Origin of the sequence: Burkholderia sp. JPY481 (assembly GCF_038900515.1) — a bacterium.
Taxonomy (GTDB): domain Bacteria; phylum Pseudomonadota; class Gammaproteobacteria; order Burkholderiales; family Burkholderiaceae; genus Paraburkholderia; species Paraburkholderia youngii.
In genome coordinates this window covers 115995-134064 of record NZ_JAYMRT010000001.1, presented here as the reverse complement: position 1 = coordinate 134064, position 18070 = coordinate 115995, and the positions used below count along the sequence as shown (strand labels likewise).

The window sequence follows — 18070 nt, the reverse complement described above, 5'->3', positions numbered from 1 at the left end:
GCGATGACGCGTGGCTTCACGGGTGCCGCGGCGGCCAACAAGCCGCGTGGCTACATCGAACGACGGTCGAGCATCGCGCGCGCGATCGTGCCCGCGTCGACATATTCGAGCTCGCCGCCCACCGGCACGCCCCGCGCGAGACGCGTGACGGCAAGGCCGCGCGCCTTCAGCGTCTGTCCGAGGTAATGCGCGGTAGCCTCGCCTTCGTTGGTGAAATTGGTGGCCAGCACGACTTCCTTGACGACGCCATCCGACGCACGCTTCACGAGCCGGTCGAAATGGATCTCCTTCGGACCGATGCCGTCGAGCGGACTCAACCGCCCCATCAGCACGAAATAGAGGCCGCGATAGGTCATCGTCTGTTCGAGCATGATCTGGTCGGCCGGCGTTTCGACGACGCACAGCAGCGACGGATCGCGCTCCTCATCGAGGCAGACCTCGCAGATCTGCGCTTCGGTAAAGGTGTTGCACTTTTCGCAGTGGCGCAGATGCTCGGTCGCGAACAGCAGCGAGCGGCCGAGCTTTTCGGCGCCTTCGCGATCGTGCTGCATCAGGTGATACGCCATGCGTTGCGCGGACTTCGGCCCGACACCGGGCAGCGCACGCAGCGCTTCGACGAGCGCCGACAGGGCGGAAGGTTGTTTCATGCGGATCGGCGTCGACGTGGATGGTGCTCGGGTGGGCGAATCGGGAAGCGAGGTGGTGGTCGGACCGGGGCGCGCTTTCGCACCGCGGCAATGAACCGCCGCGGCGCTCAACCGCTCAGCCGGGTCTCAATCAGAGCAGATTCAGAACGGCAGCTTGAAGCCCGGCGGCAGCGGCAGGCCGGCGGTCATGCCGCCCATCTTTTCCTGCGCGGTCGCCTCGGCCTTGCGTACGGCGTCGTTGAACGCGGCGGCGACGAGATCTTCCAGCATGTCCTTGTCGTCCGCGAGCAGGCTCGGGTCGATCGACACGCGGCGCACGTCGTTCTTGCAGGTCATCGTCACCTTGACGAGACCGGCACCCGACTGCCCCTCGACTTCGATCTGCGCGAGTTGCTCCTGCATCTTCTTCATGTTTTCCTGCATCTGCTGGGCTTGCTTCATCAGCCCGGCGAGTTGGCCTTTCATCATGGACGTGCTCCTTCTAGATAGCGTGAAATCTGGCATTCCGGCGCCGCTCTGCGACGACGCCGCGAACGATGGATCAGTGGGCCGGCGCCGCGCCGTTCGGGGCGGCATCCGGGGTAATCGGGCGGATCGAGCCCGGCACGATGCTCGCGCCGAACTCGCGAATCAGCGACTGAACAAACGGATCGGCGCTGATTTCGCGCTCGGCCTCCTGCTGGCGCTGCGCGCGCAACTTCGCGTCGTGCGCGGCAGCGGTACGGCGCGCCGGGCCGACTTCGACCTGCACGTCGACGTTCTGGCCGAGCCGCTCGACGAGCGCTGCTTTCAGTTTAGCGACCTGCGACGTTTCCGCGTATTGCGGCACCGGCACGTTGAGCTTCAGCGTATTGCCTTCGAGCGCCATCAGTTCGCTGTTGAACGCAAGCTGATACGAGATGCCCTTCAGCGGCAGATCGACCGCGAGCGCGGGCCAGTCGCCGGTGAAACCGAGCGGATCGAGCGGCACGGCGGGCGGCAGCGGGCGCGTATCGACGACCGGCGCCGGTGCGGCGGCCTGCGCGGCCGGGCCGTCCATGCGGACGTCGTCGGGGCCGCGGTCGAACACTGGCACGAAGTTGTCGTCTGGCGGAATGAAGTACGCGTCGTCTGCGGCCGACAGTGGCATATAGTCGTCGGGCGGCATGTCGTCCCAAGGTGCACTCGACGGGCTGTTCTGTTGCGCGTTGTTGCTGGCGTCGCTGCGGGCGTCGCGAGTGGGCGCAGCCTGAGCGGCGCTGTCTTGCGACGCGCGGCGGGGCGCACCGGGCGTCGGCACCGGCACGACCACGCGCGGCGCGGCGGGTTTTGGGGCGACCGGCGCGGCCGGCTTCGCGGCCGCGGGCGTATTGGCGCGGCCGCGGTCGGACGATACTTTCATGCCGGCGTTGCGCAGCACGTCGAGCGCGGCGCTCGCGCCGCCCGCGCGACGCGGCGCGGATTCGGCCGAGGCCGCCGAGGCCGCCGGTGCCGCCGTTGAAGCAGGGGCAGTCAATTCCTGGCGCGCTTCCGGTTCCGGTGGCGCGGTCTCTTCCGCGCGGGTCAGCGCGCTCGGCTCGGACCCAGGCGCAATTTCAGAAGATTCGTTCGAGACCGGCGCAGTCGAACTGGCGATCGCGGCACCGTCATTCGCGGGCGCATCTTCCCACGGTGCCAGCGGACGTGCGGGCATAGCCGGTGCGTCTGTCACGCGCGCTGCTTCAGCTTGCGCGGTGTCGGCCGTGGGCTTAGCGATCGGCTTTGCAACCGGCACAGCCAATTTCATCGCATCGTCCTGCTCCTCGCCGGCAACGCCCACCGGAACTGCACGAGTCGGCGCAGCGGCTGCCATGGCCGTCGCCGACGAAGGCGACAGCGCGCGCAGCGCGGCAACCGTCGGTGCACCAGAACGCTTCGCACCGGCGCCGGCCGCACCGGTCTGCGTGCCAGCGGCTCCCGCCGCCCCGCCACCGCCACCCGTCGGCGCCGGTTCGAACGCGAGCATACGCAGCAGCGTCATCGTGAAGCCCGCGTATTCGTCGGGCGCGAGGCCCAGCTCGCTTCGGCCGATCGTCGCGATCTGATAGAACAGTTGCACCTGCTCGGCGCTCAATGTGTCGGCGAAGCGGCGCAAGTCCGCCGCCTCCGGCCATTCGTCGAGCACCGACGAAGGCGCGAACTGCGCCCACGCGATCCGATGCAGCAGGCTCGCCAGATCCTGCAGCGCCGTCGAAAACGACAGGCTGCGCAAGGCCATTTCATCGGCGACCGCGAGCACTGCCGCGCCGTCGCCTTGCGCGAGCGCGTCGAGCAGACGGATCAGATAGCTTTGGTCGAGCGCGCCGAGCATGCCGCGCACCGCGTCTTCGCTGACCTGGTTCGCCGAATAGGCGATCGCCTGATCGGTCAGCGACAGCGCGTCGCGCATCGAACCGTCGGCCGCGCGCGCGAGCAGCCGCAACGCCTGCGCCTCGTGTGGCACGTTCTCTTCACCGAGAATGCGTTCGAGATGCGACACGATATGGCCGGCCGGCATCTGCTTCAGATTGAACTGCAGACAGCGCGACAGCACGGTGACCGGAATCTTCTGCGGGTCGGTGGTCGCGAGGATGAACTTGACGTGTGGCGGCGGCTCTTCGAGCGTCTTCAGCATCGCGTTGAACGCGTGGTTCGTCAGCATGTGCACTTCGTCGATCATGTAGACCTTGAAGCGCGCATCGACGGGCGCATACACCGCGCGCTCGAGCAGCGCGGCCATTTCATCGACGCCGCGATTGCTCGCCGCGTCCATCTCGACGTAATCGACGAAGCGCCCTTCGTCGATCTCGCGACACGCACGGCACACGCCGCACGGCGTCGACGTCACGCCGGTCTCGCAATTGAGTGCCTTCGCGAAGATACGCGACAGCGTGGTCTTGCCGACGCCGCGCGTACCTGTAAACAAATAGGCATGGTGCAGACGGCCGCCGTCGAGCGCATGGGTGAGCGCGCGCACCACGTGCTCCTGTCCGACGAGCGAAGCAAAATCCTTCGGCCGCCATTTGCGTGCGAGAACTTGATAGGTCATGCGGAAATTGTATCAGTAACAATGGCGCGCAAAACCGATTCGGCAAGACGCGCGAACGCGCGACACGGCCACGACGATGCGCCATCCGAATACGGCGAACGATCAATACGGAAGCTGAGAATGACTGCGGGGAAACTGCAGAGAAGCCGAGAAAACGGCCGTGGAGAAAAAAGCAAACGGAAGGTGACGAGCCCGACCCTCGGCACTGGTGGAAAACGGCTGTGGCTGCTTCGTTCCCGACCTGACCAGGTTGACCATCCCTCCATGCGAGGAGGCCCGTCACGAAAGATTCTATCATTGCCGCGCGCATTGTGCGACTGTTGATACGCGCAAAACGCGAACGACGCTCCGCCTCGAACGGCTTCGTACTGTTTACACCCGCGTCCTGCGCGCCGCCCGACGAGCTCGCAGCGCCGCGACGCCGCCCGCCACGCGAGGCACTTGAGTTCGTCGGGCCCGCCACCATTTAGATTGCAACGCGGCATCCGTGAGCCGCAGACACCGGCCGACGCCGCGGCGGCGACCTATTGGCCACACTGACCTGATGAGTACTATCGCCATCGGCAACGCATAGCGAATTAAGCTACACTGCCAGTTGAAAGACCCGCATACGCGACTCTTTCCGCGCATTCCGTGAAAATCCGGCGTTTTTTCAGACGGTTTTTCTGATTTTCACAGCCATGCGCGGCAAGTCTCCGGATGCGGCATAGCGAACGGAAATTTTCCCGGTTTTTGACGTATCGTGGCGAGCAATTCAGGCGGGCCTCGAACCGACAGAGGTATTCATAAATGAGCGAACAAATTAAGCATATTAGCGACGCATCGTTCGAACAGGACGTCGTGAAATCCGATAAACCCGTGCTGCTCGATTTCTGGGCCGAATGGTGCGGTCCCTGCAAGATGATCGCGCCGATCCTCGACGAAGTCGCGAAGGACTACGCCGATCGCCTGCAAGTCGCGAAGATCAATGTCGACGAGCATCAGTCCACGCCGGTCAAGTTCGGCGTGCGCGGCATCCCCACGCTGATCCTGTTCAAGAATGGCGCCGTCGCCGCTCAGAAGGTCGGCGCTCTGTCGAAGTCGCAACTCACAGCGTTCCTCGACGGCAACCTGTAATACATACAGAAGTACCTCGCGGCGCTCGCGGGTTCATCGCCCGCCGCGAGCCGTCAGGAATCGGGCGCATCGGTGGATGCATATCACCGCGCCCGCCGGTCGAGCGTGTTGTCAGCCGGCAACACGCTTTACGACAAAGATGCCACTCCGCCGCACTGGCGGAAATTGGCGTGTGCTATGCTAGAATCCACAAAACGTCGAAAAGACGTGTAAGTCTTTGAGCGGTTCCGCTCACCCTCCTCCCAGATTTCATTTCGTCGCACCTTCTCCTGCGGGTTCTCCGTATGCATTTATCCGAGCTTAAGACTCTGCACGTGTCCCAATTGATCGAGATGGCCAATGGCCTCGAGATCGAAAGCGCGAACCGCCTGCGCAAGCAGGAATTGATGTTCGCCATTCTAAAAAAACGAGCCAAAGCGGGCGACACGATCTTCGGCGACGGCACCCTCGAAGTGCTGCCGGACGGTTTCGGCTTCTTGCGTTCGCCTGAAACGTCCTACCTCGCCAGCACGGATGATATCTACATCAGCCCGTCGCAAATCCGCCGCTTCAATCTGCATACGGGCGACACGATCGAAGGCGAAGTGCGCACGCCGAAAGACGGCGAGCGCTATTTCGCGCTGGTGAAGGTGGACAAGGTCAACGGCCAGCCGCCGGAGGCCTCGAAGCACAAGATCATGTTCGAAAACCTGACGCCGCTGCACCCGAACAAGGTGCTGCTGCTCGAACGTGAAATGCGTGGCGAAGAGAATGTCACGGGCCGCATCATCGACATGATCGCGCCGATCGGCAAGGGTCAGCGCGGCCTGCTCGTCGCCTCGCCGAAGTCGGGCAAGACCGTGATGCTTCAGCACATTGCGCACGCAATCAAGCAGAACCATCCCGACGTCGTGCTGTTCGTGCTGCTGATCGACGAGCGCCCGGAAGAAGTGACAGAAATGCAGCGTTCGGTGGCAGGCGAAGTGATCGCCTCCACGTTCGACGAACCCGCTGCGCGTCACGTGCAGGTCGCCGAAATGGTGATCGAGAAGGCCAAGCGCCTCGTCGAAATGAAGAACGACGTCGTGATTCTGCTCGACTCGATCACACGTCTCGCGCGCGCATACAACACGGTGGTGCCGGCCTCCGGCAAGGTGCTCACGGGTGGTGTCGACGCGAACGCGCTGCAGCGTCCGAAGCGCTTCTTCGGCGCGGCGCGCAACATCGAGGAAGGCGGATCGCTGACCATCATCGGCACGGCGCTGATCGAAACCGGCAGCCGCATGGACGACGTGATCTACGAAGAGTTCAAGGGCACCGGCAACATGGAAGTGCACCTCGAGCGCCGTCTCGCCGAGAAGCGCGTCTACCCGTCGATCAACCTGAACAAGTCGGGCACGCGCCGCGAAGAGTTGCTGATCAAGCCCGAAGTGCTGCAAAAGATCTGGGTGCTGCGCAAGTTCATTCACGACATGGACGAAGTCGAGTCGATGGAATTCCTGCTCGACAAGATCCGCCAGACGAAGAGCAACTCCGAGTTCTTCGACATGATGCGTCGTGGTGGCGGCAGCTAACGCGCGACGTTCGTGCTGGCCGTAGTCGCCGGCAACTGCATCGCATGAAAAACCGCTCGCAGATTGCGAGCGGTTTTTTTTCGCCGCCCGCCCACCTGGACAATGCGGCGTCACCAGTCTCGACAATTTCGCACAACGCGACGTTCTCGTTTTTCGCCAGCTATCTTCGCGATCGAAGAGTCCATGCACGGCTACCGGTTGAAGAACATCGTGCGGCAGTTGACCATCTCCTTCGCGACTGCCTTGGTGATCATCATCGACCAGCACCGGCTCGCGCTGCATCAAAGTCGCCTCGCGGCGTCCGTGAATCCGTACAATCCGGTCTACCAGAACACGCTCGCGAATCGCGTCGATCAGCCGGTTGGTCGCACAGCAGGCCAATTTCCTCGCGTCGCTCGACGGCTTCGATTTCCTGATCGGCGTCGCGATATGCGGCGGCCTGTTCGCCGCGTGGCAAAAACAGATCGACTGAAGGTGGGCTCAAGCATGCTGTCGAAACTCACGAACTGGCTGGGCACACGGCGTCGCGAGCGCGCGCTGCGCGATTACGCGATCGACGATTCCTTGTGGCAGGCAACACTCGCTGGTCTGCCCTTTCTCACGCATCTGGAAGCCCCCGATCTCGCGCGGCTACGCGAACTGACGAGTCTCTTCCTCGCGCAGAAGGAATTCTCGACCGCACACGAACTCGAACTGACCGACGCGATGACGGTCGCCATCGCCGCGCAGGCGTGCCTGCCGGTGCTGAACCTCAGCCTCGATCTGTATCGCGGCTGGGTTGGCGTAATCGTCTATCCGGGCGAGTTCGTGATCCGCAAGACCGTCGAGGACGAAGACGGCGTCGTGCACGAGATCGAACACGACGCCAGTGGCGAGGCGTGGGAAGGCGGCCCGGTGGTGCTGTCGTGGGAAGACGCGCAGATGACCGACGGCAGCGACGCATACAACGTCGTGATCCACGAGTTCGCGCACAAGATCGACATGTTGAACGGCGAAGCGGATGGCCACCCACCGCTGATGCGCCGCTGGCACGCGCCGCTCGATACGCAGGCATGGGCCGACGTGTTTGACCACGCATACGATCATTTCTGCGCGAAAGTCGACGCTGTGCCCGAGCGACGTTGGACGCGTTTCGAACGCGAGTCGCTGATCGATCCGTATGCGGCGGACCATCCGTCGGAATTCTTCGCCGTATGCAGCGAGGCGTTGTTCGTGAAGCCGCAAGCGTTCGAGGCGGAGTATCCGGAACTCTACCGGCTGCTCGCGCGCTACTACCGGCAAGACCCAGCGCGCGTCGGATTGACGTTCACGCCGGTTTGAGACGCTGCGAACCGGCGCCGCTTGCGCCACAATAGAATCTGGTGGCAGAAAAATCGCCAAGGGACTGATTTTCTGGCATAATCGCGGTTTTTCGACCGTAGGCAAGTGGCTCGCGCCTGAAGGCAGTCTAATTTAAGGCTGCACGCGGGTTGGCTACCGCCAGATTAAAGGAAAGACCATGAAAGAAGGCATTCACCCGGATTACCGCGAAGTCCTGTTCATCGATATGTCGAACGACTTCAAGTTCGTGACGCGCTCGACCATCCAAACGCGCGAAACCGCGGAATTCAACGGCAAGACCTACCCGCTCGCGAAGATCGAAGTGTCGTCGGAATCGCACCCGTTCTACACCGGCCAGCAAAAGATCATGGACACGGCCGGCCGTGTCGAGAAGTTCAACAAGAAGTTCGGCTCCCGCGCTTCGGGCAAGGCAGCAAAGTAATACGGCAACGGTGCCGGCTTCCGGCCGGCAACGGAGCAAACAGAAAGGGCAGCGCGAGCTGCCCTTTTTTGTCGCCCACGCGCGGGCGGCCGCTGCGTCGCACACCTGCGATGGCATAACCCGGAACCAGCAGACCGCGCTTTCACGACACCTGTTACAGGTTGTCCATCGACGTTGCCGGGCGTTACCGGCCGTGACGTGCATCGCACCGCACGACTACAATGCCGGATGCTCGAAACGGGCCCTCCCGCCCTGACTTGCCAAGTCGCTCCGGCCGCATCGTTTATCCAGACTCCACACACCGCATGAGACCTGTCGTCCGCCTCACCGCCTCTGCGACCAGTGCGTTGCCGCGCTGGCTGCTGCTGGCCATCTGTATCGTCTACGCCTCGTTCGGCCTGTTCGGCCGCGATCCGTGGAAGAACGAGGACGCGGCCGGCTTCGGTGTCATGTGGACGATGGCGAATGGCGGCGCGCACGACTGGCTCCTGCCGAATCTCGTCGGCAAATATCTGACCGAGGACGGCCCGCTCGGCTACTGGCTCGGCGCGAGCGCGATCCGGGTCCTTGCGCCATGGGTCGACGCGAGCAACGCGTCGCGCGTGTTCACGGGCCTGCTGTTCTGCGCGGGCTGTGCGTTCGTCTGGTACGCGGCGTATCTGCTCGGCCGGCGTGCCGAAGTGCAGCCGTTCAAATACGCGTTTGGCGGCGAGCCCGAACCACGCGACTATGGCCGCACGCTTGCCGATGGCGCACTGCTGATCCTGCTCGCGTGCTTCGGCCTCGCCGAGCGCGGCCACGAAACCACGCCGCAGCTCGTACAGTTCGTCTGCATCGCGATGCTCGTGTACGGCCTCGTGCGCATGATCGACAAGCCGATCCAGGGCGCGCTGATCTGGGGCCTCGCGATCGGCCTCGTCACACTCGCGAGCAGCCCGGTGCTGGTCGGCGCGCTGCTGCTCGGCACGCTCGCGATGACGCTGATCGTGCGCGAAACGCGTTCGCGCTCGCTGCTGCTCGCGGGTCTACCCGTCGCGCTGGTGCTCGCGGTATCGTGGCCGATCATCGCGCTTGCCGCTTTCCCCGACGACGCCGTCTGGTACCTGAACCAATGGCTGCACGTGAGCCTGAGCTCGTTCGCGGGCCCACCCGGCTCCGTCGCCGCGTATGCACTGAAAAACCTGCCGCTCTTCACGTGGCCCGCCTGGCCGCTCGCGCTGTGGTCGTGGTTCAGCTGGAAGGGTCTGCGGCGCGCGCCGCACGTGGCGATTCCGCTGTCGGTGATCGGACCGCTGTTCGTACTCGTGGTGCTGCAAAGCCATCAATCGAATCGACTCTACATGCTGCTGCTGCCGCCGCTGGCGGTGCTCGCCACGTTCGCGCTGCCGACGCTCAAGCGCGGCGCGATCAACGCGATCGACTGGTTCGCGCTGCTGAGCTTCACGATCCTCGGCAGCTTCGTGTGGGCCGTGTATGCGGCGAGTCTGACCGGTTTTCCGCACCCGCTCGCGCGCAATCTCGCGCGGCTCGCGCCCGGCTTCGTGCCGCAATTCAAGATTCTGTCGTTCATCTGCGCGATCGCGGTAACCGTCTGCTGGTTCCTGCTGGTGCGCTGGCGCCTCGCGCGTCATCCGAAGGTGTTGTGGCGTAGCGTGGTGCTGTCGAGCGCCGGCACGACGCTGATGTGGGTGCTGCTGATGACGCTATGGCTGCCGGTGGTCAACTACAGCCGTACCTATCGCGACGTCGCGCAGCAGATCGCCAACCACTTGCCCGATGACTACACCTGCATCTCGCCGGTGCGCCTCGGCAATGCGCAGATCGCGACGTTCGCGTATTTCGGCGACATGCACTTCTCGTTCGACCAGGACTGCGATGTGATCCTGCGCCAGGACTCGCAGGACTACGGCGACCCCAGCGCGCTGCCCGACTACATCTGGAAGCTCGTGTGGGAAGGCCGCCGCGCGGCCGACCGCGACGAGCGCTTCCGCCTGTACGTGCGCATCGACCGTCCGAAGCCGCCGCCCGGCAAGCACCGCAACTGGCACAAGAAGCCCAACTGACCATGTTCGCCGACGTACGGAAAATCGCCGCGCTCGCGTGGCCCGTATTGATCGGCCAACTGGCCATCATCGCGTTCGGCGTGATCGACACGGCGATGGTCGGACGCTATTCGGCCGTCGATCTGGCCGCTCTCGGGCTCGGCTCGTCGATCTACGTCTCGGTCTATATCGGCCTGACCGGCATCCTGACCGCGCTGCAGCCGATTACCGCGCAACTGTACGGCGCGCGCCGCTACGGCGAGATCGGCGAAGAGGTGCGCCAGTCATGGTGGCTCGCCGCCGCGCTGACGGTGATCGGCTTTCTGATCCTGTTCTTCCCCGGGCCGCTGTTGTCGTTGTCGCACGTGCCCGACGCGCTGCACGAGCGCACGCTCGCGTATCTGCGGATTCTCGCGTTCGGGCTGCCCGCCGGCCTCGCGTTCCGGGTCTACAGTTCCGTTGCCAATGCGCTCGGCAAACCGCGGCTCGTGATGTTCCTGCAGATCGCCGCGCTGCTGCTGAAAATTCCGCTCAATACCTGGTTCATTTTCGGCGGCCTCGGCGTGCCGGCGCTGGGCGGTCCGGGCTGCGCGCTCGCGAGCACGCTTCTCAATTGGGCGCTCGCGGCGCTCGGCATGCTGCTGCTCGCGCGCATCGACGATTTCAAGGCGCTCGGTATCTTCACGCAGTTCTGCTGGCCGGTCTGGAAGCGCCAGGCCGCGCAACTGCGGCTCGGTATTCCGATGGGGTTGTCGTATCTGATCGAGGTCACGTCGTACACGTTCATGGCGCTCTTCATCGCGCGCTTCGGCACGACGACGCTCGCCGGGCATCAGATCGCCGGCAATATCGGCGCGGTGCTTTATATGACGCCACTGTCGATCGGCATCGCGTCGTCGACGCTGGTCGCGCAGGCGCTAGGCGCGCATCGGCCGCAAGCGGCGCGCACGCTGTCGCGTCACGGCATCGCGATGGCGGTTGCGATCGCGTGCTGCTATGGCGCGCTCGTGCTGGTGCTGCGGCCGTATATCGTCGATGGTTATACGACGAACGCGCAGGTCGCGGCGAAGGCGTTGCCACTGGTGCTGATCGTCGCCTGCTACCACCTGTTCGATGCTTTGCAGATCACGACCGCGTTCGTGCTGCGTGCCTACAAGGTCGCGGTCGTGCCGACCGTCATCTATGCGGTCGCGCTGTGGGGTGTGGGGCTCGGCGGCGGCTATGCGCTCGGCTTCGATACGACCGGCCTCACACCGCCCTGGCTGACCGGCGCGCGCGGATTCTGGGTCGCGAATACCGCGAGTCTCGCGATTGCCGGGGTCGGCTTGCTGGTGTATTGGCGGATCGTGAGCCAGCGCTATTTGCGCGAGACCGCTGCAGTGCGGGTCGATTCGGCTGTATGAGGCGATGGGGTCTCAGAAGGCCCCGAACGGAATCAATCGGACGGTTAGTTGCGTCCCATCCTGGGTGAGACAAACCCGCTCCGCATCCCCTTTTCCCCTCCCCGCGCAGCCGGGCCCTCTCACGCTGCGGCCGCGGCCTCCTCTTTCTTCCCGCGCCGCGAACACGTTTCGGCAACCTGACCGATGGTGAGCGCGGTCGAGTGTTTCGACATGACGGACTCAGCTTAGGACTTCGAGTGCACTCCAAGTCAAGCGTCGGACGGTGTGATCCGTCAGCGTTACCGATTCTTTATCGCAAACGCATTATCGCGACCGGTACCGACCGATAAATCATCGGAAATAACCTGCCGCTAAAAGTTTTAAAGATTGTGTGGCCGGATTTACTTGTCATCGATCGATCGGTATAAATCGACCGCTATCTCAAATCGGGCCCGCGATTTGTCCTATGCTTAAACGCAGCGCCCGCTGACAGGATAGGTCGACCGTTCCCGGCTAACTTTTTGCCCTCAATGGAGTGCTTGCCATGCTGAAGAAGCTTTTCATGCTTTGCGTCGCTGTGGCTTTGTCGCTGTCGGCCGGATTTGCCGCGGCAGTGGAAGTGAATACCGCCGATCAGGCCGCGCTCGAATCGGTCAAGGGCATCGGCCCCGTGCATGCGAAAGCGATCCTCGACGAACGCGCCAAAAACGGCCCGTTCAAGAACGCCGACGATCTCGCCGCGCGCGTGAAGGGCATCGGCCAGAAGTCGGTCGAGAACCTCGAAGCGGCCGGACTGACGATCAACGGCTCGTCGGCGCCGCCGACCGGCGCGAAGACGTCGACCAGGTCGACCACGAAAACGACGCCAGCGGCTCCCGCGGCAACCACCGGGGCCGCGCCCGCCGCCACGACAGCAGCGCCGGCCGCGGCCGCTCCCGCGTCGGCCGCGAAGCCGTCGAAATCGAAGAAGAAGGCCGCTGCATCAGAAGCGGCGACTGCTGCGGCGCCGGCCGCCGCGGCAGCTAGCGCACCGGCCGAAGCATCCGGCACCAAGGCTTCGAAGAAGAAAACGAAGAAGAGCAACGCGGCATCCGCCGCGGCCGCGTCCGGCGCTTGAGGCCGGCGGGCTGCCGCCCTTGCGTTTCACCGCGACGCGCAACCGCGCGTCGTCGTCACCCGCCCGGCCGTCATGCACGCGCCGGCATTCAAGAGAGACCGTCATGAGCCTACTCGACACCATCGGTTCCCTGCTTGGCAAATCGCCAGAAGGCGGCGGCCAGCAAGCGCTGATCGCAGCCGCGCTCGAATTCGTCAATAACCAGCCTGGTGGCCTGAACGGCCTGATCCAGCGCTTCCAGGAAAAGGGCCTCGGCGACGTCGTGTCGTCGTGGGTCGGCAACGGCGAAAACCAGCCGATCGCGCCCGACGCGCTGCATAACGTGCTCGGCTCCGAGGCCGTCAGCGGCCTCGCCGCCAAGGCCGGCGTGCAGCCGGATCAGGTGACGGGGCTGCTGTCGCAGATCCTGCCGCACGTCGTCAACGCGGCGACGCCGGAAGGCGAGGTGCCGGCCGATGGCAAGCTGAACGCGACCACGGTGCTTGGCGCGCTCGGCGGCCTATCGGCGCTGCTCGGCAACAAGGGCAACGCTTGAACACGCTGTGCGCGATGCGCTGACGGCGGCTCAGGCTGCCGGTCCGGGTCGACGCCCGGTTTGAGAACGGCGGGCAAAAGAAAACCGGCAACGAAGTCGCCTTCGTTGCCGGTTTCTTAACATTGGCGGGAACGGCTCGACCGCCGCCGCCCCGTCACGTCATCAGGCCATCGCGCTCAGTGCACGACGCGTTCGAACCGCAGCTGGCCGTCGTCCACTTCGACCGGAATCACATCCTTCGGACCGAACTTGCCGGCCAGAATCAGCTTCGCGATCGGGTTCTCGATCTCCTGCTGGATCGCGCGCTTCAGCGGCCGCGCACCGAACAGCGGGTCGTAGCCGACCTTGCCGATGTGCTCGAGCGCCGCGTCCGATACCACCAGCTGCATGTCGAGCTTCGCGAGCCGCTCGTGCAGACGCTGCAACTGGATCCGCGCGATCGACTGGATGTTCGAGCGGTCGAGCGCATGGAACACGACGACGTCGTCGATCCGGTTCAGGAACTCGGGCCGGAAGTGCAGCTTCACCTCTTCCCACACCGCGTCCTTGATCGCTTCCTGCGACTCGCCGACCATCGCCTGGATCACCTGCGAACCGAGGTTCGAGGTCATCACGATCACCGTGTTCTTGAAGTCGACGGTGCGGCCCTGGCCATCTGTCATGCGGCCGTCGTCGAGCACCTGCAGCAGCACGTTGAACACGTCCGGATGGGCCTTCTCGATTTCGTCGAGCAGGATCACGCTATACGGCTTGCGGCGCACGGCCTCGGTTAGATAACCGCCCTCCTCGTAGCCGACGTATCCCGGCGGCGCGCCGATCAGTCGCGCGACGCTGTGCTTCTCCATGAACTCGCTCATGTCGATACGGATCAGGTGCTCTTCCGAGTCGAACAGGAACGACGCCAACGCCTTGCACAGCTCGGTCTTGCCGACGCCGGTCGGCCCCAGGAACAGGAACGATCCGTACGGACGGTTCGGGTCCGACAGACCCGCGCGTGAGCGGCGGATCGCATCGGCAACCGCGCTGATCGCCTCGTCCTGGCCGACCACGCGCTCATGCAGCTTCGACTCGATCTGCAGCAGCTTTTCGCGCTCGCCTTGCATCATGCGCGACACCGGAATACCGGTGGCCCGCGACACGACTTCGGCGATCTCTTCCGCGCCGACCTGCGTGCGCAACAGACGCGGACGCTTCGGACTGTTCTGCTCCTCGGCTTCGGCGCGCGTGACTTCCTTCAACTGCGCTTCGAGCCCCGGCAGCTTGCCGTACTGCAGTTCGGCGACCTTCTCGAGCTTGCCCTCGCGCTGCAGACGCACGATTTCCGCGCGTGTCTTCTCGATCTCTTCCTTCAACTGCGCGCTGCCCTGCACCGCTGCTTTTTCGGCGGTCCAGATTTCTTCGAGGTCCGAATATTCGCGATTCAGGCGCTCAATCTCCTCTTCGATCAGCTGCAGACGCTTCTGCGACGCTTCGTCCTTCTCCTTCTTCACCGCTTCGCGTTCGATCTTCAGCTGGATCAGACGACGGTCGAGCCGGTCCATCTCCTCCGGCTTTGAGTCGATTTCCATCTTGATCTTCGAGGCGGCTTCGTCGATCAGATCGATCGCCTTGTCCGGCAGGAAGCGGTCCGTGATGTAGCGATGCGACAGCTCCGCCGCCGCGACGATCGCCGGGTCGGTGATGTCGACGCCGTGGTGCAGCTCATAGCGCTCCTGCAGACCGCGCAGGATCGCGATGGTCGCCTCGACCGACGGTTCGTCCACCAGCACCTTCTGGAAGCGGCGCTCGAGCGCGGCATCCTTCTCGATGTACTTGCGGTATTCGTCGAGCGTGGTCGCGCCGACGCAATGCAGCTCGCCGCGCGAGAGCGCCGGCTTCAGCATGTTGCCCGCGTCCATCGCGCCTTCGGCCTTGCCGGCGCCGACCATCGTATGAATCTCGTCGATGAAGACGATGGTTTGCCCTTCGTCCTTCGCGATGTCGTTGAGCACGGCCTTCAGGCGCTCTTCGAACTCGCCGCGATATTTGGCGCCCGCGAGCAGCGCGGCCATATCGAGCGACAGCACGCGCTTATTCTTCAGCGTTTCCGGCACTTCACCATTGACGATGCGTTGCGCGAGCCCTTCGACGATCGCGGTCTTGCCCACACCCGGCTCGCCGATCAGCACCGGGTTGTTCTTGGTGCGGCGTTGCAGGATCTGGATGGAACGGCGGATTTCGTCGTCGCGGCCGATCACCGGGTCGAGCTTGCCGGCGCGGGCGCGCTCGGTCAGGTCGATCGTGTATTTCTTCAGCGCTTCGCGCTGGCTTTCGGCGTCCTGGCTATGCACCTGCGAGCCGCCGCGCACCGCGGCGATCGCGGTTTCGAGCGCCTTGCGCGACAAGCCGTGCTCGCGCGCGAGACGGCCCACGTCGCCCTTATCGTCGGCGACCGCGAGCAGGAACATTTCGCTCGCGATGAACGTGTCGTTGAGCTTCTGCGCTTCCTTGTCGGCCTGATTCAACAGACCGGTCAGTTCACGGCCGATCTGCACGTTGCCGTCGGTGCCGTGCACTTGGGGCAGTCGCGTGATCGCGTCGTTCAGTGCGGTCTGTAGAGGTTGTACATGCACGCCGGCGCGCGATAGCAGCGAGCGGGCGGAGCCGTCCTGCTGCGCGACGAGTGCCGCGAGCACGTGGACGGGTTCGATGTACTGATTGTCGTGGCCAACCGCCAGACTCTGGGCGTCCGCGAGCGCTTCCTGGAATTTAGTGGTGAGTTTGTCGATTCTCATCAAGAGACCTCCAATTTCGATTACCACCAAAATGAGGCGATTTATTAGGGTTTCAAGCGCTTTTTTGGCCTCGGTCGCAACTATTTAACATTTGAGCGCAAGAACTGGCGCGATCCTTCCCCCGGGGGCGACCGGACGGGTTTGCGCACCCTGGAGCCGGCCCGAGGTTCTAGCTCTTGTGGCCCAACGTCGCCGAACTGCCGCCACGCGTGCCATCCGATGCCACCGGAATCGGCAGCGGCACCCTCTGAATATTGGGTCCCAACCCGAGCAATGCCGCGAGCGGACTTTTCGGTTGTGCGACTTCGCCGATGGTAAAGCGATCGAGTTCGGCGAGAAAAGCGAGGTTCGCCGCCTGCAACGCGCCGCGCAGCCGGCAGTGCGTCGTGATGACGCAAGGCCGCTGTTGGCCCTGCCGGTCCGGCAGACAGCCGACCAGCGCGAAGTCGCTTTCCGTGACCCGCACCACGTCGCCGACGGTCAGCGACAGCGTCTGTGCGGCGAGCCGCAACCCGCCGTTGCGGCCGCGCACGGTCTCGACCCAGCCGAGTTCGCCCAGTTGCTGCACGACCTTCATCAGATGGTTCTTCGAGATCCCGTAAGCTTCCGAAATGTCGTGGATCGTCGATAATCCGTCGCCCCGCACCGCGAGGTACAGCAGCACGCGCAGCGCGTAATCCGTATAGTCGGTAAGTCTCATAGGTCCTGGTATAGCTTGAAAAGCTGCGAGCAAGTGCGTTGAACGTGCCCGATAACCGCGTCGACGCAAGGGTTGCGGTGAACCTGCGCCGCGCCCTAACATCACTGGCTGGCGGCGTCGTTCCTCGAATCGCGTTGCAAAACTGTATCGGATAGCAATAGTAGCTTTTTCCGCATCAACCGTTTGTTAGAAAAACGGGGGGTTCGAAGTTCAGTCAACCGCCACCGGCAAACGTATTTTTCTGGAATCCGCATGAATCCGTCTTTCCCCGCCGCGCCACCGGTCGAGCGCGCGGCCGAACCCACCGAGGCCAATATCCGCGAGCTCGTCTACGGCTTTTACGATCGGGTGCGCGCCGATCCGCTGCTGGGTCCGGTTTTCGACGCGAAGCTCGAGGGCCGCTGGGACGACCATCTGCCGAAGATGTGCACGTTCTGGAACAGCCTCGTGCTGGGTGCGAAGCAATATCGCGGCAACGTGCAGCAGGTGCATCAGCCGCTCGAAGGCATCGAGCCGCAGCACTTCAGCCGCTGGCTGTATCTGTTCCTGGATACGGTCGAATCGCGCTATCAACCGGCCGCGGCGATCCGTTTCATGGAGCCGGCACTACGGATTGCGCAGAGTCTGCAGCTGAGCCGCTACGGCTGGGATTACAAGATTCCGGCGGAGCAGCAGGCGCTGCTCGAGCGGGTGGCGCCGAAGCGTCGGCCCCGCGATGCTGACGACGATGGCGAGCATCCGTCGCGGCCGGCTGGGGAGCCGTTTCCGGTGCCGATCATCGGACGCTCAAGGGATCAGTGAACGTCGGTCGGCGCCGACGCGCCTGACACAGACACGCCGCGTGCGCCACCGCAGCGCCGCGGCCCGCGGTTCGGCTACTCCGCAGTCTGGTTCCCCGATTCGACGCCCCAGCGCGCGAGCGCGGCATCGTCGGTCACGCGCGCGTCGACCCAGCGCTCGCCCGCGTCGGTTTTCTCTTTCTTCCAGAACGGCGCTTCGGTCTTCAGATAGTCCATCACGAATTCGCACGACGCAAACGCATCGCCGCGATGCGCGGCCGTCGTCGCAACAAGCACGATCTGATCGAGCGGATAAAGCTTGCCGACACGATGCACGATCAGCACCTCGATGCCCGGCCAGCGTTCGCGCGCACGCTCGACGATAGCCTCGAGCGACTTCTCCGTCATGCCCGGATAGTGTTCGAGCTCCATCGTCTCGACCGCGCTGCCCTCGTTCAGGTCGCGCACGGTGCCGACGAAGCACGCGATCGCGCCGATCCTCGGATTGCGCGCGCGCAGCGCGGCCACCTCGGCGCTGAGGTCGAAGTCTTCGGTCTGGACGCGAACGGGCATGGACGACTCCTGAGGCTTGTGACGCTGGCGTGGACGTGATGATG

The 18070-nt window shown here is 64.0% G+C and carries 15 protein-coding genes, 1 other RNA gene and 1 pseudogene; 10 read left to right on the top strand and 7 right to left on the bottom strand.

The window, feature by feature from the left end:
* Nucleotides 1–50 precede the first annotated feature (50 nt).
* The 4 genes from recR to ffs form a co-directional block, all read right to left on the bottom strand.
* Nucleotides 51–647 carry a recombination mediator RecR gene (gene recR / locus VSR82_RS00690; RefSeq protein WP_018418135.1) on the bottom strand — a complete coding sequence of 199 codons (597 nt, stop codon included), beginning with the start codon at nt 645–647 and terminating at the stop codon, nt 51–53.
* Nucleotides 648–788: 141 nt separating this feature from the next.
* Nucleotides 789–1115, bottom strand: coding sequence for a YbaB/EbfC family nucleoid-associated protein (locus VSR82_RS00685; RefSeq protein WP_008923976.1), 327 nt, complete (start codon nt 1113–1115; stop codon nt 789–791).
* 73 nt (nt 1116–1188) lie between these two features.
* Complete coding sequence (locus VSR82_RS00680; RefSeq protein WP_429459415.1) at nt 1189–3693, bottom strand: DNA polymerase III subunit gamma/tau; 2505 nt, start codon at nt 3691–3693, stop codon at nt 1189–1191.
* 182 nt (nt 3694–3875) lie between these two features.
* An RNA gene (gene ffs, locus VSR82_RS00675) (signal recognition particle sRNA small type) lies at nt 3876–3974 on the bottom strand.
* Between the two features lie 508 nt (nt 3975–4482).
* Here ffs and trxA point away from each other — a divergent pair.
* The 9 genes and pseudogenes from trxA (at nt 4483) to VSR82_RS00630 (ending at nt 13200) form a co-directional block, all read left to right on the top strand.
* Nucleotides 4483–4809 (top strand): thioredoxin TrxA, encoded by a 327-nt coding sequence (gene trxA, locus VSR82_RS00670; protein ID WP_013089343.1) that lies wholly within the window; start codon nt 4483–4485, stop codon nt 4807–4809.
* Nucleotides 4810–5093: 284 nt separating this feature from the next.
* A complete protein-coding gene (rho, locus tag VSR82_RS00665; RefSeq protein ID WP_008921615.1) occupies nt 5094–6362 on the top strand; it encodes a transcription termination factor Rho in 1269 nt (422 codons plus the stop codon).
* A 162-nt stretch (nt 6363–6524) separates the two neighbouring features.
* Nucleotides 6525–6834: pseudogene (locus tag VSR82_RS00660) on the top strand (MFS transporter); the annotation flags it as partial.
* 14 nt (nt 6835–6848) lie between these two features.
* Nucleotides 6849–7682 (top strand): M90 family metallopeptidase, encoded by an 834-nt coding sequence (locus tag VSR82_RS00655; protein WP_429459417.1) that lies wholly within the window; start codon nt 6849–6851, stop codon nt 7680–7682.
* Nucleotides 7683–7860: 178 nt separating this feature from the next.
* Complete coding sequence (locus VSR82_RS00650) at nt 7861–8124, top strand: type B 50S ribosomal protein L31 (RefSeq protein WP_368582886.1); 264 nt, start codon at nt 7861–7863, stop codon at nt 8122–8124.
* 305 nt (nt 8125–8429) lie between these two features.
* Nucleotides 8430–10187: an ArnT family glycosyltransferase gene (locus VSR82_RS00645; protein WP_368582884.1), complete on the top strand. Its 1758-nt coding sequence runs from the start codon at nt 8430–8432 to the stop codon at nt 10185–10187.
* Between the two features lie 2 nt (nt 10188–10189).
* Complete coding sequence (locus VSR82_RS00640; RefSeq protein ID WP_429459421.1) at nt 10190–11569, top strand: MATE family efflux transporter; 1380 nt, start codon at nt 10190–10192, stop codon at nt 11567–11569.
* Nucleotides 11570–12092: 523 nt separating this feature from the next.
* Complete coding sequence (locus VSR82_RS00635) at nt 12093–12665, top strand: ComEA family DNA-binding protein (protein ID WP_429459423.1); 573 nt, start codon at nt 12093–12095, stop codon at nt 12663–12665.
* A gap of 19 nt (nt 12666–12684) precedes the next feature.
* Entirely contained in the window at nt 12685–13200 is a 516-nt protein-coding gene (locus VSR82_RS00630) for a YidB family protein (protein ID WP_373685672.1), read from the top strand.
* Between the two features lie 176 nt (nt 13201–13376).
* Here the strand turns inward: VSR82_RS00630 and clpB are convergent, their stop codons facing one another.
* Together clpB and VSR82_RS00620 are read right to left on the bottom strand one after the other, a co-directional pair.
* Nucleotides 13377–15974, bottom strand: coding sequence for an ATP-dependent chaperone ClpB (clpB, locus tag VSR82_RS00625; RefSeq protein ID WP_368582880.1), 2598 nt, complete (start codon nt 15972–15974; stop codon nt 13377–13379).
* 169 nt (nt 15975–16143) lie between these two features.
* Nucleotides 16144–16674 carry an Rrf2 family transcriptional regulator gene (locus VSR82_RS00620; RefSeq protein ID WP_410849172.1) on the bottom strand — a complete coding sequence of 177 codons (531 nt, stop codon included), beginning with the start codon at nt 16672–16674 and terminating at the stop codon, nt 16144–16146.
* A gap of 252 nt (nt 16675–16926) precedes the next feature.
* Here VSR82_RS00620 and VSR82_RS00615 point away from each other — a divergent pair, with 252 nt between their 5' ends.
* On the top strand, nt 16927–17475 hold the full coding sequence (locus VSR82_RS00615; RefSeq protein ID WP_368582878.1) for a group III truncated hemoglobin: 549 nt from the start codon (nt 16927–16929) through the stop codon (nt 17473–17475).
* A gap of 74 nt (nt 17476–17549) precedes the next feature.
* On the opposite strand, the gene VSR82_RS00610 is transcribed toward VSR82_RS00615, so the two are convergent.
* Entirely contained in the window at nt 17550–18026 is a 477-nt protein-coding gene (locus tag VSR82_RS00610; protein ID WP_368582877.1) for a molybdenum cofactor biosynthesis protein MoaE, read from the bottom strand.
* Nucleotides 18027–18070 lie beyond the last annotated feature (44 nt).

Coding starts and splice junctions, on each gene's coding strand:
- trxA (WP_013089343.1), top strand. CDS start 4,483: ATGAGCGAACAAATTAAGCATATTAGCGACGCATCGTTCGAACAGGAC.
- VSR82_RS00685 (WP_008923976.1), bottom strand. CDS start 1,115: ATGATGAAAGGCCAACTCGCCGGGCTGATGAAGCAAGCCCAGCAGATG.
- clpB (WP_368582880.1), bottom strand. CDS start 15,974: ATGAGAATCGACAAACTCACCACTAAATTCCAGGAAGCGCTCGCGGAC.
- VSR82_RS00635 (WP_429459423.1), top strand. CDS start 12,093: ATGCTGAAGAAGCTTTTCATGCTTTGCGTCGCTGTGGCTTTGTCGCTG.
- recR (WP_018418135.1), bottom strand. CDS start 647: ATGAAACAACCTTCCGCCCTGTCGGCGCTCGTCGAAGCGCTGCGTGCG.
- VSR82_RS00645 (WP_368582884.1), top strand. CDS start 8,430: ATGAGACCTGTCGTCCGCCTCACCGCCTCTGCGACCAGTGCGTTGCCG.
- VSR82_RS00610 (WP_368582877.1), bottom strand. CDS start 18,026: ATGCCCGTTCGCGTCCAGACCGAAGACTTCGACCTCAGCGCCGAGGTG.
- VSR82_RS00655 (WP_429459417.1), top strand. CDS start 6,849: ATGCTGTCGAAACTCACGAACTGGCTGGGCACACGGCGTCGCGAGCGC.
- VSR82_RS00680 (WP_429459415.1), bottom strand. CDS start 3,693: ATGACCTATCAAGTTCTCGCACGCAAATGGCGGCCGAAGGATTTTGCT.
- VSR82_RS00640 (WP_429459421.1), top strand. CDS start 10,190: ATGTTCGCCGACGTACGGAAAATCGCCGCGCTCGCGTGGCCCGTATTG.
- VSR82_RS00615 (WP_368582878.1), top strand. CDS start 16,927: ATGAATCCGTCTTTCCCCGCCGCGCCACCGGTCGAGCGCGCGGCCGAA.
- VSR82_RS00620 (WP_410849172.1), bottom strand. CDS start 16,674: ATGAGACTTACCGACTATACGGATTACGCGCTGCGCGTGCTGCTGTAC.
- rho (WP_008921615.1), top strand. CDS start 5,094: ATGCATTTATCCGAGCTTAAGACTCTGCACGTGTCCCAATTGATCGAG.
- VSR82_RS00650 (WP_368582886.1), top strand. CDS start 7,861: ATGAAAGAAGGCATTCACCCGGATTACCGCGAAGTCCTGTTCATCGAT.